26 protein-coding genes and 1 pseudogene are annotated in these 25,230 nt (G+C 43.0%); 15 read left to right on the top strand and 12 right to left on the bottom strand.

The genetic code is table 11. The annotated features are described in order from the left end of the window. Positions 1-3 precede the first annotated feature (3 nt). The 3 genes and pseudogenes from H5993_RS02485 to H5993_RS02475 all read right to left on the bottom strand — a co-directional run. A pseudogene (locus H5993_RS02485) lies at positions 4-1,449 on the bottom strand (glycoside-pentoside-hexuronide (GPH):cation symporter); the annotation flags it as partial. Between the two features lie 114 nt (positions 1,450-1,563). Beyond that, a complete protein-coding gene (locus tag H5993_RS02480; protein WP_204776081.1) occupies positions 1,564-2,574 on the bottom strand; it encodes a LacI family DNA-binding transcriptional regulator in 1,011 nt (336 codons plus the stop codon). Positions 2,575-2,734: 160 nt separating this feature from the next. Next, on the bottom strand, positions 2,735-2,983 hold the full coding sequence (locus H5993_RS02475; RefSeq protein ID WP_204776080.1) for a hypothetical protein: 249 nt from the start codon (positions 2,981-2,983) through the stop codon (positions 2,735-2,737). Positions 2,984-3,113: 130 nt separating this feature from the next. Between H5993_RS02475 and H5993_RS02470 the strand changes: the two genes are divergently transcribed. Further along, positions 3,114-4,019 carry a LysR family transcriptional regulator gene (locus H5993_RS02470; RefSeq protein ID WP_204776079.1) on the top strand — a complete coding sequence of 302 codons (906 nt, stop codon included), beginning with the start codon at positions 3,114-3,116 and terminating at the stop codon, positions 4,017-4,019. A gap of 142 nt (positions 4,020-4,161) precedes the next feature. Here H5993_RS02470 and H5993_RS02465 read toward each other — a convergent pair whose 3' ends face one another. Continuing rightward, entirely contained in the window at positions 4,162-5,379 is a 1,218-nt protein-coding gene (locus H5993_RS02465; protein WP_204776078.1) for an oxidoreductase, read from the bottom strand. Positions 5,380-5,806: 427 nt separating this feature from the next. Between H5993_RS02465 and H5993_RS02460 the strand changes: the two genes are divergently transcribed. Both H5993_RS02460 and H5993_RS02455 read left to right on the top strand, forming a co-directional pair. After that, entirely contained in the window at positions 5,807-6,634 is an 828-nt protein-coding gene (locus H5993_RS02460; RefSeq protein ID WP_204776077.1) for a hypothetical protein, read from the top strand. 261 nt (positions 6,635-6,895) lie between these two features. Next, positions 6,896-8,644: a DUF2075 domain-containing protein gene (locus H5993_RS02455; RefSeq protein ID WP_204776076.1), complete on the top strand. Its 1,749-nt coding sequence runs from the start codon at positions 6,896-6,898 to the stop codon at positions 8,642-8,644. A 59-nt stretch (positions 8,645-8,703) separates the two neighbouring features. Here the strand turns inward: H5993_RS02455 and H5993_RS02450 are convergent, their stop codons facing one another. The 3 genes from H5993_RS02450 to H5993_RS02440 are packed head-to-tail and all read right to left on the bottom strand — an operon-like array spanning position 8,704 to position 10,751. Then, on the bottom strand, positions 8,704-9,165 hold the full coding sequence (locus tag H5993_RS02450) for a LytTR family transcriptional regulator DNA-binding domain-containing protein (RefSeq protein WP_204776075.1): 462 nt from the start codon (positions 9,163-9,165) through the stop codon (positions 8,704-8,706). Positions 9,166-9,222: 57 nt separating this feature from the next. Continuing rightward, positions 9,223-9,462 (bottom strand): response regulator, encoded by a 240-nt coding sequence (locus H5993_RS02445; RefSeq protein WP_204776074.1) that lies wholly within the window; start codon positions 9,460-9,462, stop codon positions 9,223-9,225. A gap of 5 nt (positions 9,463-9,467) precedes the next feature. Continuing rightward, on the bottom strand, positions 9,468-10,751 hold the full coding sequence (locus tag H5993_RS02440; RefSeq protein WP_204776073.1) for a sensor histidine kinase: 1,284 nt from the start codon (positions 10,749-10,751) through the stop codon (positions 9,468-9,470). 411 nt (positions 10,752-11,162) lie between these two features. Between H5993_RS02440 and H5993_RS02435 the strand changes: the two genes are divergently transcribed. The 6 genes from H5993_RS02435 to H5993_RS02410 all read left to right on the top strand — a co-directional run bounded on the left by H5993_RS02435 (position 11,163) and on the right by H5993_RS02410 (position 14,089). Next, on the top strand, positions 11,163-11,480 hold the full coding sequence (locus H5993_RS02435) for a hypothetical protein (RefSeq protein WP_204776072.1): 318 nt from the start codon (positions 11,163-11,165) through the stop codon (positions 11,478-11,480). A 16-nt stretch (positions 11,481-11,496) separates the two neighbouring features. Further along, positions 11,497-12,264 (top strand): CPBP family intramembrane glutamic endopeptidase, encoded by a 768-nt coding sequence (locus tag H5993_RS02430; RefSeq protein ID WP_204776071.1) that lies wholly within the window; start codon positions 11,497-11,499, stop codon positions 12,262-12,264. 23 nt (positions 12,265-12,287) lie between these two features. Next, positions 12,288-12,575: a hypothetical protein gene (locus tag H5993_RS02425; protein ID WP_204776070.1), complete on the top strand. Its 288-nt coding sequence runs from the start codon at positions 12,288-12,290 to the stop codon at positions 12,573-12,575. A gap of 181 nt (positions 12,576-12,756) precedes the next feature. Continuing rightward, the gene (locus H5993_RS02420; RefSeq protein ID WP_204776069.1) at positions 12,757-13,116 is read left to right on the top strand and encodes a hypothetical protein; all 360 of its coding nucleotides are present in this window, start codon (positions 12,757-12,759) and stop codon (positions 13,114-13,116) included. Next, a complete protein-coding gene (locus tag H5993_RS02415) occupies positions 13,106-13,516 on the top strand; it encodes a hypothetical protein (RefSeq protein ID WP_204776068.1) in 411 nt (136 codons plus the stop codon). Before H5993_RS02420 ends, H5993_RS02415 begins: the two co-directional genes overlap by 11 nt. A 69-nt stretch (positions 13,517-13,585) precedes the next feature. Next, a complete protein-coding gene (locus tag H5993_RS02410; protein ID WP_204776067.1) occupies positions 13,586-14,089 on the top strand; it encodes a cupin domain-containing protein in 504 nt (167 codons plus the stop codon). Between the two features lie 154 nt (positions 14,090-14,243). Here H5993_RS02410 and H5993_RS02405 read toward each other — a convergent pair whose 3' ends face one another. The 3 genes from H5993_RS02405 to H5993_RS02395 form a co-directional block, all read right to left on the bottom strand. Continuing rightward, complete coding sequence (locus H5993_RS02405; RefSeq protein ID WP_204776066.1) at positions 14,244-15,479, bottom strand: L-lactate MFS transporter; 1,236 nt, start codon at positions 15,477-15,479, stop codon at positions 14,244-14,246. Positions 15,480-15,687: 208 nt separating this feature from the next. Next, a complete protein-coding gene (locus tag H5993_RS02400) occupies positions 15,688-16,545 on the bottom strand; it encodes an aldo/keto reductase (RefSeq protein ID WP_204776065.1) in 858 nt (285 codons plus the stop codon). Further along, positions 16,545-17,423 carry an aldo/keto reductase gene (locus tag H5993_RS02395; RefSeq protein WP_204776064.1) on the bottom strand — a complete coding sequence of 293 codons (879 nt, stop codon included), beginning with the start codon at positions 17,421-17,423 and terminating at the stop codon, positions 16,545-16,547. Before H5993_RS02395 ends, H5993_RS02400 begins: the two co-directional genes overlap by 1 nt. Before the next feature lie 109 nt (positions 17,424-17,532). On the opposite strand from H5993_RS02395, the gene H5993_RS02390 reads away from it, so the two are divergent. The 6 genes from H5993_RS02390 to H5993_RS02365 all read left to right on the top strand — a co-directional run bounded on the left by H5993_RS02390 (position 17,533) and on the right by H5993_RS02365 (position 23,230). Further along, positions 17,533-18,384, top strand: a complete 852-nt coding sequence (locus H5993_RS02390; RefSeq protein ID WP_204776063.1) for a LysR family transcriptional regulator — start codon at positions 17,533-17,535, stop codon at positions 18,382-18,384. 611 nt (positions 18,385-18,995) lie between these two features. Next, entirely contained in the window at positions 18,996-19,616 is a 621-nt protein-coding gene (locus H5993_RS02385) for a DUF3841 domain-containing protein (protein WP_204776097.1), read from the top strand. 70 nt (positions 19,617-19,686) lie between these two features. After that, positions 19,687-20,256 carry an NADPH-dependent F420 reductase gene (locus H5993_RS02380; protein WP_204776062.1) on the top strand — a complete coding sequence of 190 codons (570 nt, stop codon included), beginning with the start codon at positions 19,687-19,689 and terminating at the stop codon, positions 20,254-20,256. A gap of 159 nt (positions 20,257-20,415) precedes the next feature. After that, positions 20,416-20,985, top strand: a complete 570-nt coding sequence (locus H5993_RS02375) for a TetR/AcrR family transcriptional regulator (protein WP_204776061.1) — start codon at positions 20,416-20,418, stop codon at positions 20,983-20,985. Between the two features lie 56 nt (positions 20,986-21,041). Next, positions 21,042-21,902 (top strand): NmrA family NAD(P)-binding protein, encoded by an 861-nt coding sequence (locus H5993_RS02370; protein ID WP_204776060.1) that lies wholly within the window; start codon positions 21,042-21,044, stop codon positions 21,900-21,902. Positions 21,903-21,913: 11 nt separating this feature from the next. Continuing rightward, entirely contained in the window at positions 21,914-23,230 is a 1,317-nt protein-coding gene (locus H5993_RS02365; protein WP_204776059.1) for a carboxylesterase family protein, read from the top strand. A 325-nt stretch (positions 23,231-23,555) separates the two neighbouring features. On the opposite strand, the gene H5993_RS02360 is transcribed toward H5993_RS02365, so the two are convergent. Beyond that, complete coding sequence (locus H5993_RS02360; protein ID WP_180870145.1) at positions 23,556-24,107, bottom strand: VIT1/CCC1 transporter family protein; 552 nt, start codon at positions 24,105-24,107, stop codon at positions 23,556-23,558. A gap of 279 nt (positions 24,108-24,386) precedes the next feature. Continuing rightward, positions 24,387-25,223 (bottom strand): HAD-IIB family hydrolase, encoded by an 837-nt coding sequence (locus H5993_RS02355; RefSeq protein WP_204776058.1) that lies wholly within the window; start codon positions 25,221-25,223, stop codon positions 24,387-24,389. Between the last annotated feature and the right edge of the window lie 7 nt (positions 25,224-25,230).

Below are 25,230 nucleotides of genomic sequence, written 5' to 3'. Positions count from 1 at the left end.
ATTCTCCTTTGCGGCAATTTGCTCTTCGAGTTCTTTGACAACTTCATCGTGCTTCTTTTCAGTCAAGGTAACCTTGAAGAGCATAACTAAGATTGAACAAATGGCTAAGGCTAATGGGATGTAGAAGGCCAAACTATCGAAGGTATGAATATCCTTGGCGGTCATGCTGGCAGCCGTGGCAGAGCCAGTCATGTTTGCGGCCACGGCGATGTAACCAACTAATCCGTTGGAGATCGCCCCAGTTAGTTTGTCAATCATTGGCCGGACGGCAAGGACAACTGCTTCGTTCCGTTGCCCATTCTTTAATTGTCCGTATTCGATAGCATCGGTTAAGGTCAAAACCGTAACTAATTGGGCAAAGTTGATGTTGAAGAGGACTAATCCAACGTCCAACATAAAGATGTTATTCCGCAAGAAGAGGAAGATCAGGTAGGCAAAAAACATTGAAACTTGGCCGGCACAAAAGAGGACCTTCCGGGGGATGTACTTATTTAGGATTGGGAAGAGAGGACTGGTACAGAAACCGATAATGGTGGCAATGACTCCAACAATCCAGAACTGTCCAGGTTTACCAAGGACGTACTTGTAAAGGTAGTAAAGCACTCCGTTGGTCATAACGTAGGCTAAGGAGTAAAGCAGGTAGGCTAAACTTGGCCAAAGAATTTGATCATTGTGAAAAATAGCTGAGAAAACTTGCCGTAAGGTCGTCTTGTCTTGAGCAGCTTGCCGAATAGAATTATCATTTTCCTTCGTCCCTAAGGCAACAACAATCGCACTTAAGAGGGCCAACAAGGAAAAGATGATTGCGAAGGCGAGCCAACCTTGACTGCCTTGTTCGTGCTTCCCAGTTGCGAGGAAGGTGAAGTAGGTGGTGATTGGTACTACGACAATTGTTAAACCGTTCCAGCCAATCGTGCCGGCGAAAGCGCCAAGCGAAGTGTAAACTCCCCGTTCCTTAGAATCTTCACTTAAAGCGGGAACCATTCCCCAGTAAGAAATATCGGAAAGGGAGTAGAAAACATCAAAGGTAATAAAGATAATCACAAAAAGAATTGCAAAGAGGGTGGCATTTAATTTGAAGATGCCAAAGATTCCAGTGAAGAGGATAACTAGTAGGATGGCACTGACAATATTTCCCCAAATAATCCAAGGCTTGAACTTACCCCATTTGGACTTGGTGTTATCAATAATGTTTCCTAACATCGGATCAATTAAAAGTTCTAAGATTCTGACCCCAACAATTAATCCGGTGATTAGACTAATTAATTTGGTTGAGGTAGCTTTGTTAACGCCGGTAAACATGTCACTCGTAACAAAAATAATAAAATAAGTGCTCATTACGCCATAAAAGGCCGAGTGACCAAGGTTACCAAAGCAAAACGATAATTTTGAAACCCAGTGACCACCATGATGAGCGGTAGTTGGGGCTTGCTTAGCAGAAACTTGCATGGTTAATTCCTCCAATCATTCATTGTAATCGCTTACATTTTCAATATAGAAGGATACCAAGCAAGTGTAAAGCTTTTTATAATTAAGTAAATTTCATTAAATTAATTGCGTAATTTATTTATTATTTTCCTTTGGAGGGATAAAACTCTTCCGCACTACTAATTGGGTATCGACCAGGGCATGGATGTGGGGTTGAGCTTCGTTAGCCGTTAAGGCCGTTTGGATAAGCTGGCAAGCGAGCTTACCCATGGCAAGTTGGTCAATGTGGTAGGTCGTTAAGGGAGCAGAAACGTATTGGGCAACTTCACTATCATTAATGCTAATTAAGGCGATGTCCCGGGGGACAAGAATACCGGCTTCGTTAAAAGCTTGCAGGATCCCGACACTGAGGGTATCAGAAGCAACAATGATGGCATCCGGCAAGTAATGGGGGAACCGTTGGAGAAACTTCTTACCTAAGCGATAGCCATTTTCAACGTTAAAGGGTCCCTGGGCAATGATTAGTTGATCGTCAACAACTAATTGGCGGAAGGTTTTTTCCCGGATATCTGGTTCTAGCTTGCCATTAACTAACAGGCCTTCACCACCAAGAAAGGCGATTGTTTGTTTGTCAGCCTGATGGAGTAATTGGTAGGCTGAACGAATGGTATAGGCTAAGTTTGGTTCAATTGAGTCAAAGTATTCGGGTGCCGGATTACTGTCAAGGTAAACGCCGATTGGAAAAGCGCGGTGAAGCATGGCCAGGTCGACATTTGATAAACCATCAGTCCCAACCCCAACAATGGCTTGAAGCTCTTGGGCGTGGTCCATTAAATCGCGCGGATTATCAAAGGAGATCAATCTGATCCCGGTATCTGCAAAAGCAGCATAAATCGCTTGATTAAGGGTAGTAAAGTAGTTATCAGCTAAGTGATCTTCAGAGTTAATACAATTTAAAAAGCCAACTTGAGCCACTAACTTGGGGTTAGCTTTATTTTGCCAATACCCCATTTCATGGGCGACTTGTAAAACGTGTTGCTTGGTTTCAGATGTGACAGACAAGGTAGGATCTTCGTTTAAAATCCGTGAAACCGTGGCTGGAGAGTAACCCGCAGCTTTGGCAATATCTTTAATTTTTATCTTCATTTTGATCACCATTAGTAAATTATTTACGATAATTATAGTATAGTTTATTACTAAAAATTGAAGTATAAATTTATCTGAAGATGATTGCAAAGGTGAGCATTGTTGTCTGTCAAGGATACAGTTCAGATAGAAAAATTATTTATGCGGCTTGAGCAACGCTCTATTGGTGAATTTTCCCATGGATGACTGGGGTGAGACATGAATTCTGATCAGCTAAGTAAACATTTGAATAACTACGATTACTTTGAATCGGTGTAACTGGCAACGCCCGAATTAGTCGGCTAAGTTCTGAAAAACTTTTTGTCGCTCTCGGTACTCTTTTATGATGCCGATACTTCAAATCAACAAGGTTGTGCTTTAGCTGTCGTTTAATTTCAAAGTAGTCACCTAGAAAGTGGCATTGGCGCATACGCACAACCTCCTTGATTAGTAAAATAGGTTTAGTATGAAGCTCATGATGCCGTTTACAATCAATGTTTTGCTACTTACAATTGAGATTGAGCTAAGTTCTCTATAACAAATTAGGATGGAAAGATACAATGACCTTCGAACAACTCTTATACGTCACTGAACTTGCTAATCAACATTCGCTTCAGAAAACCGCGATGATTTTGCACGTAAGTAAATCAGCTTTAAGCCATGCCGTTACTGAATTAGAAGGGGAATTAGGCTTAAAATTATTTGACCGGACTGCCAAGGGCTCTTTTCTAACGCCCCAAGGGCAAGAACTGTTACCGCAAATGCTGACTTTGTTAACGAACCGGTCGGATCTCAAGTTGGTTGCCCAAAGCCTCGCCCCGAATAACCAGGTCGAACAGTTGACTTTTGCTTATGGGAATACCTTACTGAAACCTTTTATTGATAACTATTTCAAACTTCGGCGCCAGTATCATGATCGTTTAACGATGACAATTGTTCAAAAACCAGTCCCGCGGATTATCCAAGCAATCCGTGATCATCAGATCGATTTTGGCTTTCTAGCCATTAATCAGGTTAACCAGAATGAACTTAATGGCCTCAAGTTTCTGCCAGTCCATCAGGGGCATCTAAAACTATTGATGGGAAAAGACAATCCCTTGCTCGCAAAAAGCAAACTGACCTTAGATGACCTTAAGTCCCAAAGATTTGCTCTTTTTAGTGATCCTTATAATGATCGGATCTTTGCGCACCTGCAGTACTTGTGTGGCCCTTTGCCAAAAATCTTAGAGACTGATGATGGGTGGGCGATCTACCGGGCGGTCCATGACCTAAACTGTGTCGGACTGGCCCGTGATTGGCAGGCCAAATGGTCCTCTTTTGATGGAATTAAAACCTTGCCGTCTCGCCAAATTGGAAACTTAACTGATGACCGCTTTGCGATTGGCTGGGTCACGCGTCAACAAGCTGTCACCAAGCCAATTCAGGATTACATTACGATGGTCAATCATGACATTGCCGGAAAATAATTGAAGGGTGAAAGCGAAATCTAGCATTTTGCCATATTCGACACCGTACAGATCTGGTGGATCTGTGCAGTGTCGTTTTTAGGATTTGGGCAAAATAAAAACTGCCAGGTGAAATCCTGACAGTTTGAATAAAAGATGCCTTTTACAGTTTTCCTTCTTCAATATCCTTTAAGTCCGACTTTGTCCCGTTATGAATAACACTGGCGTCCAGGGAACCAGACTTATGGAGAATAGCGATGGATTCTCTCCCTGGTAGATGTGGTTCCATCTTCATGTCGGAGAAGAGGTTAATAAGCCCAGACGTCATCTTGGCAAGCTTGACTTGTTCTGGGGAAATCTTGGTGATGATGTCATCGCCGTGACCAGTCACGATCTTGTGAGCAAAGAGAGGATCAATAATTGAAGCCCGGCCAACCGCTACTAAGTCAGTATAGTTTAAAGCATCCTTGGCATCGGCTTCATTCATTACATTACCGACGATAATTTCTTTTTTTCCGTTCAAGACGGGTTGGAAGAGTTCGGCAAAGGTCTTGTCGGAATCCGCTGGCTTTTCATTGTAAGCTGGCAAGGAGAGATGGATGTAATCCAGGTCAAATTCAGTGGTTAAGGCTTGGATTAATTGAGTTGATTCATGCCAGGTGTAGCCAATTTCATCATGAATTTCTTCCGGTGAGATCCGGTAACCGACGATAAAGTCCTTTGGTGCTTCTGCCTTAACGACCCGCATGACTTCAGCAGTCACTTCCTTAGCGAAGTTCATCCGCTTGGCTAAGGAACCACCCCAGTGATCAGTCCGCTTGTTGGACCACTTGGAGAAAAATTCTTGGATCAAGTAGTGGTTGGCGCCGTGAATTTCAACCCCATCAAAGCCACATTTGATGGCCCGGAGCGTGGCTGCCCCGAAGTCCTTAATAATTTGACGGATTTGGGCATCACTTAGTTCATAAACGGGGTAGTCTAAGAAGCTAAAGTCAATAGCACTCGGAGCGTAAACCTTTTTGCCTAACTTTGGCAGGTAATTAGCTTCCCGCCCAGAGTGAACGATTTGGAGAAGGGCTTTATTACCGTCCTGCTTTAAGGTGGTCGCAAGCTTGGTCATTTGGGGGATGAACTTGTCATCGTAAATTGCCAATTGTTCCCGATCGTCTGCCCAACTCCGGGAAGGACCCCCATTTTCACTAACGCTGGTGTATTCGACGATTACCATTGCAGCCGAGTTTGACCGGGCGCCATAGTAGTCGAGGGTGTCTTGGGTAACAAAGCCATGATCACCACTGTTAGTTAACATTGGTGGTTGGACTAAACGAGAACTAAGCGTGGCACCATTGGGAAAAGTTACTTTGTCAGTTAATTGCTTCATTGTTATAACCTCCTTGAGTATCTGTGAAAAGTTTAACATGATCTTTAGTGGAGAGGTCATTCGAAAGTATAGAACGCAGGGTTCGATGATGTTGAACGCAGTAAAAAGAAGTCGGGAGGAAACCTTCGTGACAGTGAATTTTCCGATCTAAATCAGCTTGACGTCGCTAATTTTGTGGCGTATCACCAAGCTAACCGTCAAAAGTGGCGGAAAATTAGGGCTTGCAGATCCTTCAAAAAGCAGATGGGGAAAAGCGAAGTTAATAAGATTGAATTAAAAGAATCCGTAAAAAGGTAATTTTTATGTAAGCGGTTTATGGACAGCGAGGATATTTCTAGTAAAATGATATATGTTGATATTTGCATGTATCATTTATCGGTTAGTAGGCTAGCTGATATGGGGGAATAATTAATAGTAGGTGATGGGGATGTTAGATGTTGTTGGCTTTTGTATAATGTTGACTTGTTTGGGAGTTGCGGCATTGAAGGTTAACCAACCAAAGAAAACTGGGCAAGATGACGAAAGGTCGGAAAAAAACAGGGTAAATAAAGTCGCGGTCGCACCACCAAAAGCTGAGATTGAAGCTGAAGTCGGAGTAGCTAGTCGACTATCACAGACAAGTACGCAGCCAGAAATCAAACTGGAGGTCACGCCAGAAACAAAACAAAGCACGGTAATCCAAAAGGATCCAGTAACTGGTACCGCAGTTAAACGGGTTACCGTAACGAAAAAGGTAAAGTCGACCAAAAAGAAGCGATCAAAGCAACCAGTTCAAAGGAAAGTCAAGCAAAGTTCAAAACCTAAAAAAGTTGCACGGACCCATGTTCAAGGGCGTCAGCGGAAGAAAGGTGAATTGAAGGACTTATACCAATATGAAATGGATAGCAACTGCTTCTTAACCCGGTCGAATTTTACCAAGTGCGTTGCTCATGATCATAATTTATATGACATCGCCGGAATTGTTTCAATTGATATTGGAAAGAAATATCAAAAGGTACGCTTTCCGGCCGTTTACTGCCAGACTTGTGATAAGTTCTTTGTCTTGGAACGGGTCTACCAAAGGTTGAAAAAACGAGGCCGCTTACTCTGTAAGGTGGTAACGACTGATTTTTGGCTACCTAAGTATTTGAAAGTTGAAAATTCAAATGACGATAGCATTTATGGAAACCCTGAATCACACTTGCATATGTTAGGCTACAATGTCAATGCCCAATTAAATTTGAGCAAAGTTCAACGTCGGTCAATCTTACGTTAAATTATCATCAACGGTGATTTAACCCGGGGGGAGATTTGCAACCACCTAATTTATTTGATTAATCGAAACCAAAATAATTCTAAATTCGATGTAGCAATTACTAAGTGGTTAGATGATTTGAAATATGTCGAAAACCTTGATTTTAATTACAGTCGAATCCCGGTGGATGAGTTGCGGATTAATCAGTATCACTAGTAAATTGTAATCAACCTTGATTTAACTTAAAATTACAATAAATCAAATTTTGCAATGGAGAAAAATATGAACGAACCAGAAGTCCTCATCAGTGAATTTTCTTATAATGAACAAGGTTTAGAAGAACTACAGGAAATTGATCCAACCACGAGTAAGGGAAAATTAGTACGGCGTTACCCAACCGTTTATGTGGTTAAGGATAAAGGAAAAGCGCGCTCTTATTCCGTTTATGTGGGGGAAACTAACAATATTGTTCACCGAACTTCCCAACATTTGCATGACGACCCGAAGAAGCGGGATGATTGGAAAAAACTATCTCATTCAAGGACAGCAAATATGTATGTAATTGCTAATAAGCACTTCAACAAGTCCCTAACCCTAGATATCGAAAATCGGCTAATGCTGTACTTGGGAAGTGTTGAAAACGTTAACGCGCTCTATAATCGACGGACGAATAGCCAAGATCAATATTACCCGGTTGAAGAAGCTGACCATATTTTTAAACAAATTTGGAATAAGCTTCATTATCGGGATGCCAAGTTATTTCCGGCAATGGACCTGTTGAAAGATTTAGCGATTTTCAAAGCTTCACCCTTCCATAAATTGACCGAAGAACAATTGGATGCTAAAAATTTAATTCTTGATCGGGTTGCCAGAGCGGTACCCCATAATCAACTTGGCCAGTTAATTTTGGTTGAAGGGGAAGCCGGGGCCGGAAAGACGGTTTTGTTAAGTAGCCTTTTTTATGATCTTTGTGATCCAGAAGCGAAGATTGATGCCCGATTGTTAGTTAATCATGACCAGCAACTCAAGGTTTATAAGAATGTCGCAACAAAGCTTGGCTTAGGAGAAGCAAAAGTTTCTAAGCCAACGATTTTCATTAATAGTGAAAAAGAGGAAGATAAACAAGTTGATGTCATCTTAGTAGACGAAGGTCATTTACTTTGGACGCAAGGAAAACAAGCCTATAAAGGTAAGAATCAACTGCGTGACTTACAAAAACGGGCCAAAGTAGTCATTTTAGTCTTTGATCCTAACCAAATTGTCCGGACTCAACAGGTACTTACCCATTCGCAAATTGCAGAACTTGAGGATGAGGCAAAACGGGAACGAAATCTAATTAAGTTAACTCACCAAATGCGGATTGATGCTTCACAAGCAACGGTCAATTGGATTGATGATTTTGGAAAGGGCCACGTTATTAATCCACTGCCAGTGGATGATAAATATGAAATTCAGATTTTCGATTCCCCACAAAAACTTGAAGCAGCGGTTAAAGCTAAAAATAGTGAAGATATCGAAAGTCACTATGCTAATGGGATTTCCCGGATTATTGCCACTTTTGACTGGAAGTTTTCGTCCGCTTCCAAACCGAAAGATGATCTGTACTGGATGGTCCGCGATGAAGAATTTAATTGGGAACTTCCATGGAATGAACAAATTAAGCCAAAGCACCGTTCTGTTAACTATAAAAAGCTCTCTTGGGCTGAACAGGTAGATACCATCGGTGAAGTTGGGTCAATTTATACCGTTCAGGGGTCTGATCTTAACTATGCTGGCCTGATCATTGGACCAAGTGTTGGTTTTGAAAATGGTAAGGTTGTTTTCTATCCGGAAAAGCATGCCAATAAGGATGCCGTTCAAAATCGGACTTTAGCTGATGGCTCCAAGAAAAATTTTGCCAAGGAATTAATTCAAAACGAATTGAATGTTCTCTTGACACGAGGAGTTCACGGACTATATATTTATGCCGTTGATAAGAACTTACGGCAGAAATTATTGGAAGTTGCTAAAGAGCGGAAAACGTTTAAATAATTCTATAATTAAAACAGCTACAGGATTCATGCAACTGCATGTCCTGTAGCTGTTGTTGTTTAGTTCAGTAGCTTTTTAAAGACTGAGCGTCGGCGAAAAGAAACCTTAAATTCTTGACCAGATGTTAAAGTTACAACGCCCGCTTTAGCATTGTAACTTTTGACTTGACTAAGGTTAACCAAGGTATCGCGACTGATATAAACCAGTTCTGGATACTTTTGAGCAAAATCCTTTAGCTTTCCTGTGCATTCAATAATTTGATCATTACTCGTAATGGACAGCCAGTTTGCTTTATGCGAGTTTGTTTGGAGAAAGAGCACTTGTTCCAAAGGTAGGCGTTCAATTACGCCACGGACGCGTTCATAATTTAAAAACTGTTGGGAAGTATCTCCTAAGGAATTGATGTAGCCTCGATAAGCAGTATCAATGGTTTCTTGCAATCGGGTAGTTAATCCTTCAATACCATTATTCTTAGTGATGTAGTCTAAGGGAGCGATTCGCCGCTGAATTGTTAGTTTCAAAGCTTCGGCATCAGCCGTGATAAAAGCGATTTGGTTAAAGATAGAAAGATTTTTAATTTATTCTGCTACATCGATCCCATCAAGAGTCGTTTTTAAGTCAATGTCGAGAAAGGCTAGATAAATTTTATCTTGATGAGCCTGAAGATAGGCAATTACTGCATTAGGGTCACCGGTAGCTAAGGCAATTTCAGCATCGTATTGTCGTGGCGTTACATTGATTAGAATGCGGTTGTTAACGATTTCCCTGATTTTTCGCTGTTGTTCAAGATTATCTTCTAAAATCAGAATTGATAGCATGTAGATCAACCTTTCTGTAATAGGAGCTCAAACGCTATGGTTTGGGAATCCTGTCTAATACTCAAAGAAAAATCGGAGTTGTGGTCAACAATTTCTTGGAGATTGGCTAAACCCAGACCGGCATGATTGGCCTTGTTAGTAATGCCAGGGACGAAAATTTGCTTGAGATTAAGTTGCTGACTAATGGTATTTTGCACGGTGATGGAACAAGCTCCATTCCCATAACGATTAACAATTAGGTTTAGTTGAGGGGATGGTTGGCTGATGCATGCTTGAAGCGCATTATCAAGTAAAATTCCTAAGCAACGTGTAAGATCAACTAAGTTACCGGGGATTTCCGTTAGTTCTTTATTGATTTCGACGGTGACTTTTACTCCCATGTGTTCGGCTTGAATTAGTTTTGGTAGTACCAAATATTTAAGGGGCTTAACCTTTAGATTAGCCAATGAAGTGAAGAGAGCATGAGTAGCGGAGTGAAGATCGTTATGGTAGTCTATGAGCTCTCTTAAATAACTTTTAGCCCCCACAATGTCGGCATCATGTAGATAACCATCTAAAGCTAAGAGACTATTTCGGTAATCGTGGCGATTCTTACGTAACGAAAGGTTTGCCGCTTCTAGTTGGTCAGTGTAAGCAAAGATTTGCTTGGTTTCCGCACTTCTAACTTTAGTTTCCGTTAGTTGATGGTTTTGGATGATCATCAGCATGAAATTAATAATTAATAAAACGAAGGTAAATAGGTAAACAAAAACAAAGATGATAAACGCTTTTCCCTCAATCTTCATTGAAGCAAGAATTAAGCTATAGTCAATAATCATGAGTCCCCACAGAATCCAACAAACGGTACGAAAAAATTGGAGATTTTTTGATAATTCAATTCGAATACCGTTGATAATTGGCTGATAGTTGCTCATTAATGAATATAACCCTAAACACAATAAGGCTTCCGGTACCAAACAAATTAAATTTAAGGTTAAATCGGAGAAGGGATAGATCATGGCAAAAGTCATACCTAAAAATTCACTAACTGGTGGGGCAGAAGCCATTGCTAAGTAAAGGCAAAGAATTCGATGAGTCCATTGAGATTTTACGCTAACAAAGAGCGTAAAAATTTGTACGATAATGATTACTAGTAATCCCCATTGATAACCAAAAATCAACGAACCACAAAGCGGAAGCAACTGGATATCTTTTTTGCGGGATGGAATTAAAATTAAGTACAAAAAGATGCTAAATAAAAACGGATTAAATACAAATTTTGAACATGCGAATAGTAAATTTATTGCCATTATTATCTCCTTCTAACGTTTAAATGATAATTTTTGACGTTGAGATAAAAATGAGTCACTAGTACATTGTTAGCGTTATTTTTATATCGAAAATGAAATAACCTCGGTTAATTATAACTCAAAAGCAATAGCGGAGTATAACGGTTGAATTTTTAATTTTATAATTAATACATTATCAAATGTGTAATCGACAGATAAGTAAATGTGGATGGTATTTTCTCAAACTATCGTTGTTGTTACTGAAACTACTAAGAACAAAACCAGACTTACTAGAGTTTATGGGACGCTTAACCTTGAATATTAGACGCTGAAATAATAATTATCAACTTGCTGGTAAGTAATAATAAAATTTACTCGTAATCAACTAATTGAAAAAGTTAAGAGTGTAATTAGTCAGGTTATTTAATTTTGATGCTGATTCAGTTAGCTAATCAAGAGGGGAGGTTAAATATGCTAGAGCGCTTTGGGATTCTACCAAATAAAGCAACGGCACCTTGGTTTAAGTTTTTCCTATGTGTGGTTTTGATTTTGACTGCAATTAGTCTCCTAATAAAAAGTGATCAATTAAAAGACCCAACTAATCCAGGTAATCAAGGATGGCCAAGCGTTAACTCAGCGAAACTTATCAATCAGCAGCAGCCCTCTAAAATTGCTTTAGACTGGTTAAGAGAAGTTTTTATTCAACCGCGGGCGGACTATGTAGTTAATAAATCAATGTTACCGAGATAGATTTAACGGAGGAAGTATGTTACCAAAGGAATTATTAAAAACAAGTGCGATTCATAAATTAGGTTTGGCGCTGGCATTATATGCTTTATATATTGCTTTTTTCTTAATTGGTTTTCCAAAACCAATTAATAATGGAGTCCACATTCTAGTAGTTATTGTGGCGCTTTGTGCCATTATTCGTGAATTAGGTACTTTACGAATTACGAATCAGCCCTTATTGATGGATAAACGACAAAAAATAATTTTCAGTTTTTTTCTAGTGTTTTTTGTTGGCCTATACGTTCTAGTGACCTTTCAAGGGGTTAAGAATGTTATTAACGTTTTTAATTCACCTTTTCATAAAATAATTGATATTGCGATCACGGCATTTTGCGCGGGATTCTTTGAAGAATATTTGGTCCGTGGCCTTATTTTAGCGGCATTAATGCAAATTCTGGCTAATAAGCGATTCGGCTATACCTTAGCCGGCTTTGGGGCAGCATTTATCTTTGGGCTCCTTCATTTATCTAATCTGACTTTTCAGTCGCCTGAGGCAACGCTTCAACAGGTGCTTTATGCGACGATCTTGGGTTTTACCTTTGCTTATTTACGAATTGTTACCAATCGCTTATCTTTGTGCATTGGCTTACACACTTTGATTGATTTTCAACCAAGTGTTAATCAAGGTGCAACCACAGTTCATTGGGGTAGTTTATTGATTGTTTTCGCACCATTATTACTTGCCACCTGGTATTGCCTGCGGCAAGCCGACCACCGGAAAAACGAGTTGAAATTCAAAGCTTAACAAGCAGATTAGAGGTGAGATCAATGCATCAATATTTAATAACAGGTATGTACAATCCTAATTTTGGTGCCGAATTTCTCGTGATTAGTACTGATGAGTTCCGGGCTAAAAAGATTGTTCAAAAGGAAAAGCAGTTTTATAAGGTGTTCGTCAAATTATTACCGATAAAATTAGCTAGTGAGTCGACTGAAAAGGTAATTTTATTGGGAAAATTAGAGGATTATACCCTACGCGGAAGAATGGAAGATCTTGAAGCTTTTGAACTGAAAAAAGCGACATTAGAGCAAACCGACTTTTGGCGGCGACTGTAAGGAAAAGGCGTGATTAAACGTTAATAAACTCCGCAAAAATTCTGGGGGATGTGAAGGCCCTTTAAACGCTAGGGATGCTTTTTATTTTAATGAGGAGTATGGTATTCTTAAACTTAGGATAATTATAATGAAGGAATTCTTCTTTATATATTTATTTGAGTTTAGATATTAAGGAGCATGCATGTTTAAGTATAATTCGGCGATTATTGAACGCGACCTAGTTGCAGAAAAGCAACTTGGCATTCAAAACCTCCAGGTTAATGCTTATGAAGAAGAGGGGATGCTCGATCTTGTTGGTCGGATTGAAGCTACTGCGATCAAGCACCCCTTTGTTTTGCGAGTTGAAGGTTATGATAAGCAAAATAAATTGGTGTTGACCGAAACAAATGATGGTTATGGCAATGAGGTCGTGACCAACATTATTTCAAACCAGACCTTCTTTAATGGTTACCCCTTTGAAATTTCGGCTTGGGAGCTTGATGAAGTGATTCAAGTCAGCCGCCTAAAGGTTTTTCCTGTGGAGGTGTCGCATGCAAAATAATTTACCAATCCCAATTGATATTTTTGCTTACCAAGAAGGAGCTACTTTACCGGATAAGCTCGTGGTTCGTGATCCAGAAGCGGAAACAGAATTTGGAATTAAGGTCTTAGTCTACCACCTTACCCGGGTGGCCGGTCTCAAGGATGGTTTTGCGGGGATCAACGTCTTTGGGAACGTTATCTACGAAAAACGACCGGAAAATAAGTTGCTGTTTCTCATCGCTTATAACGAAGCGGGCGAAGTAATCGGTTTTGCAAGTGAAACCACCTTAAAGGCAGGGACTGACGAAAGTGAAATTGATGCCGATCTTTACTTCCCGGCGAGTGAGCGAGTAGCGCAGATCTTGATTCGCCCAGCACTGGATCCGGAGATCAATCGCGCAGCAGAAGACCGTTTCTGAAGCTGTGGGCGCGCTTGGAATTAAAATAAAACTAGTTAGTTACCAAAGCCAAACGAAAGCAGGTTACCCATGGAAAAAGCTGATTACATCAAAGCCTTAAATTTAAGTCCACACGCGGAAGGTGGTTGGTATCGCCAAGTCTACCATAGTGATAAAACCCACTATGATTTAAAAGCCGGCGACCAACGTTATGAGTATACTTCCATCTATTTTCTCTTGGATGGGGGTTCACCGTCGCATTTGCACCGGTTACGCCATGATGAATTGTGGTACTTCCATGCCGGCTCGGCGATTGTGATTCACTGCTTCTTCCCCGATGGGACTTATCAAGCGGTCCAACTGGGTCCCGCCATTGCCAAGGGACAACAAATGCAATTTAGGGTGCCGGCCGGGACAATCTTTGGTTCCGAAGTTTTAGAGCCAAAATCCTTTGGCCTGGTAAGTTGTGTGGTTGCCCCCGGATTTGATTACCATGACTTTGAACTTTTTACCCAAGCCCAATTATTACCTCAATATCCGGAGCAAGCGGCGGTGATTCGTCGGGTGGCGTATGAGCAGGTACCGGAAGAATAGCTTAATGAAGTTTTGAAAAGCAAAAAGACCACTAATTCAAAGGTGTCGGGCCAATGCCGTGGAACCTTTGACGTTAGTGGTCTTTGTTTATCTTAAATAATCTTCAGTAACTGCGGTCGCAAGCTTTGGCCGTCAAGGAGGCTTGCTCCTTTAGCTAATCGACCATTTCATTTGCATGCTTGGCCACAAAGTCCCGTTGGATAAGGACGGAGATTAACATCGCCAGGGCGTCGATAACGACGAAGACGATCAGGGTAACGTAGTAGTTGTGTAATACTTGGTGCGTGTAGGATAAGAGGATTGGGCCAACCATCCCCGCGGCTGCCCAGGCGGTTAAGATGTAACCGTGGATGGCCCCGAGTTCCTTAGTACCAAAAACATCGCCGAGGTAAGCAGGGATAACTGAAAAGCCAGCTCCGTAGCAAGACATCAAGAGGCAGAGCGCCATGGCGAAAATAAATGGAACCTTGAAGAATAAGAGGATGAACAGCATGATAATGTCTAAGACAAAGATCAAGCTGTAAGTTAATGGCCGCCCAATGTAGTCGGATAAAGTGGCCCAGGCCAACCGCCCAAAGCCGTTGAAAAGCCCGATGATCCCAACCATCACGGCCGCCATCCCCGCGGTCATTGTCGTCATATCTTGGGCCATAGGGGAAGCAGCGGAAACCAGGCCAATCCCGGTAGTGATGTTAATAAAGAACATGAACCATAAGTAGCCGAAGGTCCGGGTCTTCAACGCTTGGTTAGCCGTTAGTTCTTGACCAGTCAAGCTAACCCGTTGCGCCTTAGCAGCAATTGCCGCTGGGAGTTCATTGGGCCGGGGCTTCTTGATAAATTGAGCAGCGATAACCATCACGATGAAGTAGAAAGCCCCCAAAATGTAGAAGGTGGTGGCTAAACCAACCTTAGCCATCAAGTTTTGGGCAACGGGACCAGTCAAGAGCGCAGCAAAGCCAAAGCCCATGATTGCTAACCCCGTAGCCAACCCGCGCTTGTCGGGGAACCACCGGATGATCGTGGAAACGGGCGTTACATACCCCGACCCTAGACCAAGGCCCCCGATCACGCCGTAAGCCAGATACAAAAGCCAGAGTTGATGGGTTTGAACTGCCAGCCCCGTTAAAGCAATTCCAGAGCCGTAACAAATACTGGAGATCGTCCCGGTTACCGTTGGACCAAATTTTTCAACTAAACGGCCCATGAAAGCGGCCGACATTCCCAGAAAGAAAATCGCTAAACTAAAGGCAAACGAGACGGCGGTTTCTTGCCAGCCAGTTTGGGCGGCAATGGGCTTAGTGAAAACACTCCAGGCGTAAACCCCACCGATCATTAAGTGTAAAACAACTCCGGCTAGGGCGACCCCATACCGATTCCTTGATTTTTCCATCGTGATTTAAAACTCCTCTCCCAAAAACACGAACGTTAAAAATTGAAACAGCCGATTGAAAGCGGTGATTAAAAATTAACACAAGTTTATCCGAACGACAACCAAATTTACAGAAAAAATCGAAATAAAAACCGAACTTTATTTTTGAAAGGGAAATAAAAAGCGCTCAGGAGGGAATTACCTTCCTGAACGCCGGGTAAAATTATTTTTACCTTAATTCTTTTAAGCTTGGCCCAAAGATTTGTTCAATCGTGGCGGGATCATGGTGGTCAAAGAATTGACTGTGTCCTTGGTCAAGCTGGGCGATGGCGGCCATGTCATCGGTGCTGAGCTCAAAGTCAAAGACGTTGATGTTTTCTTTTTGCCGGGCATCGTGGACGGATTTTGCAACCACTACAATTCCCCGTTGGAGGAGATAGCGGAGGACCACTTGGCCACTGGACTTCCCGTACTTTTCACCGATTTCAACGAGGGTCGGGTTAGTGAAAAGATGGTTTTTGCCTTCCGCAAAGGGTGCCCAGGCTTCAACCGCGATACCTTCATCTTGGTAAAACTTTACTTCGGCTGGCCGTTGGAACCAGGGGTTGATTTCAATTTGGTTAACGGCGGGTTTGATATGGTTACCAAGTTCCAAGTTTTTAACTTGGTCGGGCCAGAAGTTGGAAACCCCAATTGACTTGATCTTCCCAGCGGCTTGGGCATCTTCTAAGGCCCGCCAAGCACCGTAGACATCCCCATAAGCTTGGTGCAAAAGCATTAAATCCAGATAGTCAGTGTTTAATTCCCTTAAGTCCTGGTCAATGGCCGCTGCGGCCTTTTGGTAGGAGAAGTTACTGACCCAGAGTTTCGTGGTTAAGAAAATCTCGTCCCGGTTAACGTTACTATTTTGCATGGCTTTACCAACGGCAGTTTGATTTTGATAAGCTTCGGCGGTATCGATTAACTGGTAGCCGTTTGCTAAGGCTTGTTCAACGGCTTGTTGGGCCTGGTTAAGGTCGGTGATTTGAAAGACCCCAAAGCCGAGTTGGGGCATGGTGTGGCCATCATTCAGTTTAAGCGTATTCATTATTTAGCCTCCTTTTCAGGGTGAACGTTGAAGTTGTTTAGTAGCGTGTCCGCTACTCCCGGAGCATCGGGGTTGTGTTTGCCATGACCCTTGTCGAGACGCACAATGGCATCCATTTCGTCGGAGGTGAGGGTGAAGTCAAAGATCGCCTGGTTACTGGTCATCCGGGCTTCGTGAACTGACTTCGGGAAGACGATGATCCCAGTTTGGTACTCAAAATGCAGGATAATTTGGCCAACGTCTTTCCCATACTTAGTTGCGATGGCCTTTAAGACTGGTTCATTAAAGAGGTCAGCGTTACCTTGGCCCAGTGGCGACCAGGCTTCTAAGGCAATGTGGTGATCGGCCATGAGCTGGCGAAGTTCACGTTGCTGGAAATAGGGGTTGAATTCAACCTGGTTAACGGCGGGGACGTGGTTGGCAAAGGCCGATGCCCACTTTTGCCAAAGGTGTGGCGTGAAGTTGGAGATTCCGATTGAACGAAGCTTGCCAGCGGTTTGGGCTTCGCTTAAGGCTTGCCAAGCTTCGTCAACTTGATCATAAGGTTGGTGGAGAAGATAGAGATCAAGGTAGTCAAGTCCCATTTTTTCTAAGGTTGCGTCAATGGTTTGTTTAGCCGTTGCGTAAGCGTAGTCTTGGAGCCAGAGCTTAGAAGTAACCCAAATTTGATCGCGAGGAATGCCACTATCCTTAATCGCTTGGCCGACTTCGGCTTCGTTAAAGTACGCCTGGGCCGTATCGAGGTGGCGGTAGCCGAGTTTGAGCGCGGTTTTAACGGCTTGGTAAGTCGACCCATCGGCTGGAATTTGGAAGGTCCCAAAGCCAAGGGCGGGGATTTCGTTACCATCGTTAAGTTTAAAAGTTGGTATCTTAGTCATAAAAATGCCTCCTAACAAGTTTTCCTAATCTTAGTGTAGTTGATTTAATGGGGGTTGAAAATTCAAACATAATCATGCTAGGATACGCTTAGCGTAAGGTGGTGAAAAAATGCTTGATAATTATCTCTTAGCAGAATTGGTAGCCTTTGCCCATACCGGGACGATTGCCCAAGCTGCCGATCACCTGGGGGTTTCCCAACCAGCAATCACCCGGGGACTACATAAAATTGAAGCGGAGCTGGGGGTTCCCCTCTTTATTCGGCAACCCAATAAACTAACTTTAAACCCGACCGGGGAGTTTGCGGCCAAGCAAGCTGCCAAGGTGTTAGCGGCCAACCAAGCGTTAGTGACTGACATCCAGCACTTTGCCCAAAGTCAGGCGACGATTACCGTGGGCGCGGTTGCCCCAGGTCCGTTGATTGTTTTACGCCAAATCACGGCTTTTCCTGTTGAAATTAAGCCGGATTTTTTTACTGAAGATCAGGCTTTAATGGCGTTACAAAAGGGACAAGTCGCCTGTGTGGTCACCCAAAAACCAATCCAAAATCCCCAGGTCAAAGCGGAATTTTTAGGCACGGAAAATTTGCTAGTAAATCTTAATCGGTTTTCCCCCTTAGCTAGCCAAAAGCAAGTGACTTTTAAGCAACTCGCGGGGCTCAGCTTTATCGTGATTGATCAGATTGGGGTCTGGGCTAAATTAATTAAAAAGGCGATCCCCGATGCCAAATTTATCTACCAAAACCAGGATAATTTTTTGGCGATCGTGAATAATTCGATTTTTCCTTTTTTTACCACAAATTTAAGCCACTTTGACCGCCAACGGATTATTAAATTGGGGGATCGGGTACCAATTCCAATTCAGGATCAAAGTGCACACATGGACTTTTACGTTAACTACTTGAAGGTTGATGCCAAACGAGTAGCCCCGCTAATTGAAGCTTGGCGATCAAGGTGGACATAAAAGATTAACAGCAAGCAAAAATGTTAATTCCTTAAGTGCCAGGCCAAGCTCAAAATCGGCAAGTCATTATTAATGGCAACTCGTTCCAATCTCCGGGGATTTCCGGAAAACCAGAGGACCAAAATTACCCCCGTGTAGTAGCTATAGCCTATGTAGCTCTCCAGCAAACAACAGGTTGGGAAAAAAGCTCCTTGACGGCCTGGTTGGGATAAGAAGGACGAAGGTTGATTCATTAGAATCGACCTTTCGTTCACACTTATCCGCTAAGGTCGTGATTTGGAGCGAACCAGTCAACTGGTTTGGCGTTTGTGAGCCCATGCAAGGCTGAATAGGTTGGTGCGACCGTAGGGAAGCAACTGCCATTCAGCTACTGCTTTGACCTTAGTTACTGAGTAACATTCGGAGATGACAAAGAGGGTGGGAAGAAACTTGAGTTTCTTCCCACCCTCTTTACAAATATTATTAAAAAAATTAACTTACAATTTTTCTGTTAAGCGTACATATGAATTTCTTATCATTGGGTCAAAAGGGTACGCTGACAGTAATAATGGGAATATAATTGAAGCGAAGATACCAGTTTTTAATCGTCGAACGGGGAGTAAGTGATTAAGATGATTATTTGGACTATTCAGCCGTATGCGGTCTTCGAAAAGGTAATGACTGCCGGGGCTTTCTTTTGTGATCCGCAGAAATCACGTAAATTAACGGATGATGGGGAGAACTTTTTACAGGCCTATCAATGGATGATTAAGGAAATGCGACAACGGATTGGGGAGCCGCCAAAAGCTGGGGCTTACCCAATCTGGGCCTGGTACCGGAGCCGGGATTTCCGCCATCAGCGGCCGGATTTTCGCTGGATTCGGGATTATGCCAATGAAGTTTGTATCGAACTTGAGTTGCCGGATAAGGCCGTTTTGCTAAGTGATTATGAAGGCTGGCACTTTGTCTTGAACAATTGGTACTACTCAGCAATGACGGGAAAAGAACAATTGCACCAAGATGATTTGTGGTTAGCCAAAATTCCGCCGCTTGAACGGCCAGAACTGAAGGAAACTTCCTGGCAAAAGATTTTTGATATTACCCCACGACTAGGCAGGGACCAGAATGGCGAAATGGTTCAGGCTTGTTTTTGGGGGCTTTATAAGTCCCAAATCCGGAAGGTTTGGCACTTACAAGCCGGCAAGAAGGTTTCATTAATCTATGATCAATCGCCAAGGATAGGCGTTAAATAAGCCAAATTATTTTCATGCGGACGCTAATTGGTCTACAATGTAAGCGTTAACATAAAATGGAGGCAATTAAATGCAAATCTCAATTATTGGTACTGGTAATATGGGAACCGCCATTGCCAAGAATTTTAAGGCAGCAGGTAATGAAGTCACGACGATCGGCCATGACCAAGTTGTCAAAGAATTCGGTGAGCTGGTGGTCTTTGCCGTTCCGTTTGAGGCGGAAGCCGGGTTAGCAGATCAGTATAAGCATTTGTTGGCCGGGAAGATTGTGGTCGACATTTCCAATCCGTTGAACTTTACCACTTGGGATGAACTCGAAGTTCCGAGTAATTCATCAGCCGCTGCTTTGCTCCAAAAGGAATTGCCAGCTGCCAAGGTTTTGAAGGCCTTCAACACGACCTTCGCGGGAACGTTAACTGCTGGCAAGGTGGGGGCCACCCCGACGACGGTTTTGGTCGCTGGGGATGACGAGGAAGCCAAGCAAACTTTCATGAAAGCCCTTGATGGTAGTCCACTCCGGGTAAAGGATGCCGGACTGCTAAAGCGCGCGCGTGAATTGGAAGCAATGGGCTTTTTGCAAATAACCTTAGCTAATCGCAAACAAATCACCTGGATGGGTGGATTTGGTGTTAATGCTTAGTTTTATTTTTAATGAAGCGGCCGGGAGCCACCCTTTGCGGTGGCCTGAATAAACTGAAAAGCATCGCGACTGCGGATGGGAAAAGCCCCATTCGCAGTTAATTTTTATTGACTAAAAGTGAACGATCATTTACTATTAAAAGCGTTAGGAGGTGGTGACTTGCGGACACGTGATCAGACTAAGGTTGATAAGATTAAGCAAGCGGTCTTAGATTTGACGAGTCAAGAAGGCCTTTTAGGTTGGAGCATCGCAAAGCTAGCCAAGCGGGCGGGGGTTTCTCCAGCAACGGTTTATATTTACTATCCCAATAAGGATGAAATGTTAAAGCAGTTGTACCGGGAGTATTCCCAAAAGGTCAATGACTATTTGACCGAGCGCGTTGATCAAACGGAAACGGGGTCGACCGAACTTCGCCAGTTGATGACGTCTTATTATGAATACATCAAGGCGTATCCGGCAACGTATTTATTTTTAGATCAGTTTGCCAATTTTCCGCCGTTAATGAGTCAACTCCCAGAAGCCAAAACGGGGTTTGCGGTGGAAAAGATTTTGGCGCAGATGAAGGCGGACCAGAAGCTCCGGGATTATCACCTTGGTACCATGCTTGATTTAATTTTCTATCCCTTACGCGCGGTTGCTACCCAAACTCCAGCGGGCGAAGGCAACGCGGCCCAATTGGAAGAATTAATTCAAATGGTCCAACGGGCCATATTACGAGCGGAATCCTAACCCGCTTTTTATTTTCAGTTAAAAAGAATGAATATTCATTTAAAGGAGGAAGCATAATGAAGATTTTAGTGAGTGGAGCAAGCGGTCACTTAGGTCATCTAATTATTCGGAACCTTTTAGAGCGTGGAGTTTCAAAGGAACAAATTGTCGCCGGTGCGCGGCACACCAATCGGGCAGGGGATCTTGAAGCACAGGGAATTAAGGTAATTCCGTTTGATTACGACCAGCCAGCAACATTAGAAGCTGGCTTAAAGGGAATTACCCACTTCATGATGATCTCCGTTTCGCAAAATGATACCCCCGTGCATCAACATGATTTAGTAATCGAAGCGGCTGCTAAGGCAAACCTGGAAGTTTTAGTCTTTACCAGTATTTTTCGGGCCAAAGAAAGCGATTTGCCACTCGCGCCAATTATGAAAGCGGCCGAAGAAAAGATCGAAGCTCTGGGCATTCCGCACGTTTTTTTGCGGGACAATGCCTATTTGGAAATGTATCTTAGTAATGTTATGCAGGCCATACAAACTGGTCAATTAGTTTCTTCAGCCGGCGACGCTAAGATCGCGGGGGTGAGTCGCTTTGATATTGCTGAGGCGGCAGCAATTGTCCTTACCCATCCTGAATACTACGGTCAAACCTTAGAATTAGCCGGGGATCAAGCCTTTACCTTTAAGGATTTGGCCCAGCTTGCCCAAACCTACCGGAAAACACCAGTTACGTACCAACCAATTACCTTAGCGCAAAGTCATCAAATGATGAAGCAAGCGGGTTTTCCTAAACATGACTTAGCGGTCATGGATCAGTTGGAAAAGGTTACGGCCTCAGGCGCCCTATATACCGACGACCATACCCTAAGTGAAATCTTAGGCCATGCGACCTTAACGATCGATGATTTAGTGAAGCGTTACTTAATGAGCTAGGAGGAAAAAGAATGCGGAAAGATTTAACTTTTAAAGCCCCTGCCGGGACCTTTGTTGGGTATGAAGACGAAGGAACAATTCAAATTAAAGGAATTCGCTATGCTGATTCCGTTCGCTATGATCGACCAGTACTTTATCATTATGGATCTGGAAATCACCTCATGATGGCCAATGCTCCCTTTGGGATTCAAGCCCATTCGGTAGCCGAATACGACCTCCAAGGAACCCGGTATGAAGATTTTCCGCAAGTTGAAAACGACCAGTATCTTTCCATTACCCGGCCCCTAAATCAGCAAATTGATGAAAAACTTCCTGTGATGGTCTGGTTCCATGGAGGGTCATACCGGAATGGTGGGGCTGATGGGCCAAGCTATGATCGAAAACTCCTAGTTAAGGAAAATGGCGTGATCGTGGTGGGTGTTAACTATCGGTTAGGGCTTCTCGGTTTCTCGCGCGATCGGGAAGGTAACTATGCCAACAATGGTTTGCTCGACGCCATTACTAGCTTAAAGTGGCTCCAGGAAAATATCGCGGCCTTTGGGGGTGATCCCGATAACGTTACGATCTTTGGACAATCTGCCGGGGCTGATATGGTGCGGGGAATCATTTTGGCGAGCGGAACGGCCAATCTCTATCACCGGGCAATTATGCAAAGTGACCCGATTGGTTCGATGAAAAACCGAGAAAAGTTAGACGCTCAGGTCTTAGAGCTAATCAATCAGTATCCAATTGATGCCCCAACTAGCGAATTATTAAAGATTCAACTTGAAATTCAGGACAATATTACTGAAAAGGGTTTGGACAAGTTTCTGATTTTTGCGCCGCACTATGGGGCTTACCCATTACCAGCCGAAAATGAGATTCCCACTCGTTTAAAAGCAGTGGCCGCGGATCACAAACTATTAATTGGGGCGACGACCAGAGAAGCCGCCATCGTGCTTGGCACCAGTGAAAAATTAGCGGGGCTCCATGAAAAGCGCTTAACGAAAAGGATTACCGAACGCTTCATCAAGAAGATGAGCCACGCGATCTTCATTGATCCAAGCCTTGAGTTTGCCCAGCAGTATGCCCAAGCCGGGGGAACAGTTTATCATTATGCCTTCTCCTGGTTGGACGATCAAAAGACGTTGGGCGCAATGCATATTGCGGACCTGGCACCGCTTTTTGGACTTGGTCAAGCTGAAGGATTGCCGGTTGCGATGGGGTACACCCAAGCTCAAGTCGTTGAAGCTGGGCGGCCAATGCGGCAAATTTGGACCACCTTTGCGGCAAAGGGGATTATTAAGCAGTTTAAGATCAATCAGATGTTAACAATTGAACAATTATAAGGTTGGTTAAATGAGCCAAAAGCTATCAATCAAAAAAAACTTGTGAGACTGGAAAAAAAGCGAAAGAGGCTGAGGATGGGAAGAAATATTAGTTTTTTCCATTCTTTCTTTCATCTCCGAATGTTACTCAGTAACTAAGGTCAAAAAGCACGGCCTTAGCGGATAAGTGCGAACGAAAGGCCGATTCTAATGAATCAACCTTCGTCCTTCTTATCCCAACCAGGCCGTCAAGGAGCTTTTTTCCCAACCTTTTTCTTTGGGGTTACCATCTGATCACCCTTTAGCCGGCTTGCCTTAGTAACCGGTTTCAAAAATGGCTAAATTATTAAATTGAAGCGCCGAGTAAGTAAGCAATCAGCGTTGTTACCAAACCGACCACCAGGTTCCGGATGACCATCCTGGGAGTTGACACATTTGCTTGATACGTACTAATCGTGGCATTTAAGGCCAATGCTAGTAACATCGCGCCTAAAGTGGTAATTACCCGCAAGGATCGGTCGGCTAAAGTCATGGCTAAAAGGGGAATCAAAGCGCCAACGAAGAAGGATAAAAAGGAGCTGATCGCGGCATGGATTGGCATTAACAGGTCGGATTGCTTGAGGGTTTGGGGATGGCTTTCCATCGTTTTGAGTTGGATGTCGCGTTGGGCACTGACTGAAATCCATTCCCCACCAGCCATTGAACAAGCCCCAGAGATAGTCCCCATGAGGCCACTGATGAAAAGGGCTTTGCTGTTAAGGTTAGCCCCGGTTGCTCCGAGCACAATTCCTGAAATCGAAATAATCCCGTCATTAGCTCCTAAGATACTAGCCCGGATGACATTAATACTATCCCAAAAACGGTGTGCTTTAATTTTGAAAACGTTAACGATACTCATATTAACTTACTCCAAATAATTTACTACGTTCAAAGTAGCACAATCTAACTGTTAAAAAAAGTCTAAATGTAATATTTGAATATTCCTTTTTTAAATAGCAAAAAATGAGTATCAATCCTAAGCAAAAAGCTAAGGAACAATTGGCGGAAACCATCCCTAAAAAATAAGTAAAATCAAAGACCCGACCGATCGAGATCTGGTGCAATTAAAAAAGTAATTGCGCAGATTTGTGGATCTGTCGGGTCTTATTTATTCAAAATCGGCTTGACGCTTAGCAACCTACCGCATTTCTTTCAGTAATTGGTTAATTTGTTTTAACACGCCATCGTGGTTATTATCAAAATCAGTGATGTTCGCAGCTTGCATTTGGATCAGTGGGGCCGCATTTTTCATGGCATAACTTTGTCGGGTCATGGTTAACATCCCTAGATCATTTTCGTTATCGCCAAAGGTGACTACGTGTTCAGGATTAATCCCATCCCGGTCAAGTAGTTTGATCAGGGCATTAGCTTTGGTAGCGCCGGCTTGACCAATTAGTTCGGTGTTAAAACCGGAAACTTCCATTAAGAGATTGTCAGGTAAGATGCCATCCAAGATCCGTTTGAATTGGGTTGGTGAAACTTCGGGGGCAAAACAAATCGCAATCTTGGTAAAATGCTCATCCGGAAAAAGTTGTGTGACCTTAGTTAGATCATTGACCACCGTGACGTTTTCGTAAAAGATTTTGGTTTCCGCCAGGCTAGCGGGACTCATACTTTGGTCAACATAGGCAGTATCAATTCCGGCAACGATTAACTCACTAATGTGTTCAGCGGGAAAAGCTTTGGTGACTTCATGGAGAATATAATTAATATCCTGCGGATCAATTGGGGTGTAGTCAGCTAATTGAGTACCTTCATGAATGACCGACCCGTTTTGGGAGATGAAGTCGAGTTGCTCTTCAAACCCCTTAAACTCCCGGGCAAGTCGGGGAAAGGATGACCCTGAGGCTAAGGCAAATTTGACATCGTACTTTTGCATTTGCCGGAGGACTTTTTTGAAGAGATGGTGATTATAGGAATGTTGATCATTCAAAAAGGTTCCATCCATGTCGGTAACAATCATTTTAACGGTCATTTTTTCA

This window comes from Limosilactobacillus alvi, assembly GCF_016900115.1.
Taxonomy (GTDB): domain Bacteria; phylum Bacillota; class Bacilli; order Lactobacillales; family Lactobacillaceae; genus Limosilactobacillus; species Limosilactobacillus alvi.
This window is presented reverse-complemented; position numbering and strand designations above follow the sequence as displayed.

Coding starts and splice junctions, on each gene's coding strand:
- H5993_RS02425 (WP_204776070.1), top strand. CDS start 12,288: ATGCATCAATATTTAATAACAGGTATGTACAATCCTAATTTTGGTGCC.
- H5993_RS02475 (WP_204776080.1), bottom strand. CDS start 2,983: ATGCGCCAATGCCACTTTCTAGGTGACTACTTTGAAATTAAACGACAG.
- H5993_RS02430 (WP_204776071.1), top strand. CDS start 11,497: ATGTTACCAAAGGAATTATTAAAAACAAGTGCGATTCATAAATTAGGT.
- H5993_RS02385 (WP_204776097.1), top strand. CDS start 18,996: ATGATTATTTGGACTATTCAGCCGTATGCGGTCTTCGAAAAGGTAATG.
- H5993_RS02455 (WP_204776076.1), top strand. CDS start 6,896: ATGAACGAACCAGAAGTCCTCATCAGTGAATTTTCTTATAATGAACAA.
- H5993_RS02440 (WP_204776073.1), bottom strand. CDS start 10,751: ATGGCAATAAATTTACTATTCGCATGTTCAAAATTTGTATTTAATCCG.
- H5993_RS02405 (WP_204776066.1), bottom strand. CDS start 15,479: ATGGAAAAATCAAGGAATCGGTATGGGGTCGCCCTAGCCGGAGTTGTT.
- H5993_RS02435 (WP_204776072.1), top strand. CDS start 11,163: ATGCTGATTCAGTTAGCTAATCAAGAGGGGAGGTTAAATATGCTAGAG.
- H5993_RS02365 (WP_204776059.1), top strand. CDS start 21,914: ATGCGGAAAGATTTAACTTTTAAAGCCCCTGCCGGGACCTTTGTTGGG.
- H5993_RS02380 (WP_204776062.1), top strand. CDS start 19,687: ATGCAAATCTCAATTATTGGTACTGGTAATATGGGAACCGCCATTGCC.
- H5993_RS02470 (WP_204776079.1), top strand. CDS start 3,114: ATGACCTTCGAACAACTCTTATACGTCACTGAACTTGCTAATCAACAT.
- H5993_RS02480 (WP_204776081.1), bottom strand. CDS start 2,574: ATGAAGATAAAAATTAAAGATATTGCCAAAGCTGCGGGTTACTCTCCA.
- H5993_RS02465 (WP_204776078.1), bottom strand. CDS start 5,379: ATGAAGCAATTAACTGACAAAGTAACTTTTCCCAATGGTGCCACGCTT.
- H5993_RS02420 (WP_204776069.1), top strand. CDS start 12,757: ATGTTTAAGTATAATTCGGCGATTATTGAACGCGACCTAGTTGCAGAA.
- H5993_RS02370 (WP_204776060.1), top strand. CDS start 21,042: ATGAAGATTTTAGTGAGTGGAGCAAGCGGTCACTTAGGTCATCTAATT.
- H5993_RS02355 (WP_204776058.1), bottom strand. CDS start 25,223: ATGACCGTTAAAATGATTGTTACCGACATGGATGGAACCTTTTTGAAT.
- H5993_RS02460 (WP_204776077.1), top strand. CDS start 5,807: ATGTTAGATGTTGTTGGCTTTTGTATAATGTTGACTTGTTTGGGAGTT.
- H5993_RS02415 (WP_204776068.1), top strand. CDS start 13,106: ATGCAAAATAATTTACCAATCCCAATTGATATTTTTGCTTACCAAGAA.
- H5993_RS02400 (WP_204776065.1), bottom strand. CDS start 16,545: ATGAATACGCTTAAACTGAATGATGGCCACACCATGCCCCAACTCGGC.
- H5993_RS02390 (WP_204776063.1), top strand. CDS start 17,533: ATGCTTGATAATTATCTCTTAGCAGAATTGGTAGCCTTTGCCCATACC.
- H5993_RS02395 (WP_204776064.1), bottom strand. CDS start 17,423: ATGACTAAGATACCAACTTTTAAACTTAACGATGGTAACGAAATCCCC.
- H5993_RS02410 (WP_204776067.1), top strand. CDS start 13,586: ATGGAAAAAGCTGATTACATCAAAGCCTTAAATTTAAGTCCACACGCG.
- H5993_RS02445 (WP_204776074.1), bottom strand. CDS start 9,462: ATGCTATCAATTCTGATTTTAGAAGATAATCTTGAACAACAGCGAAAA.
- H5993_RS02360 (WP_180870145.1), bottom strand. CDS start 24,107: ATGAGTATCGTTAACGTTTTCAAAATTAAAGCACACCGTTTTTGGGAT.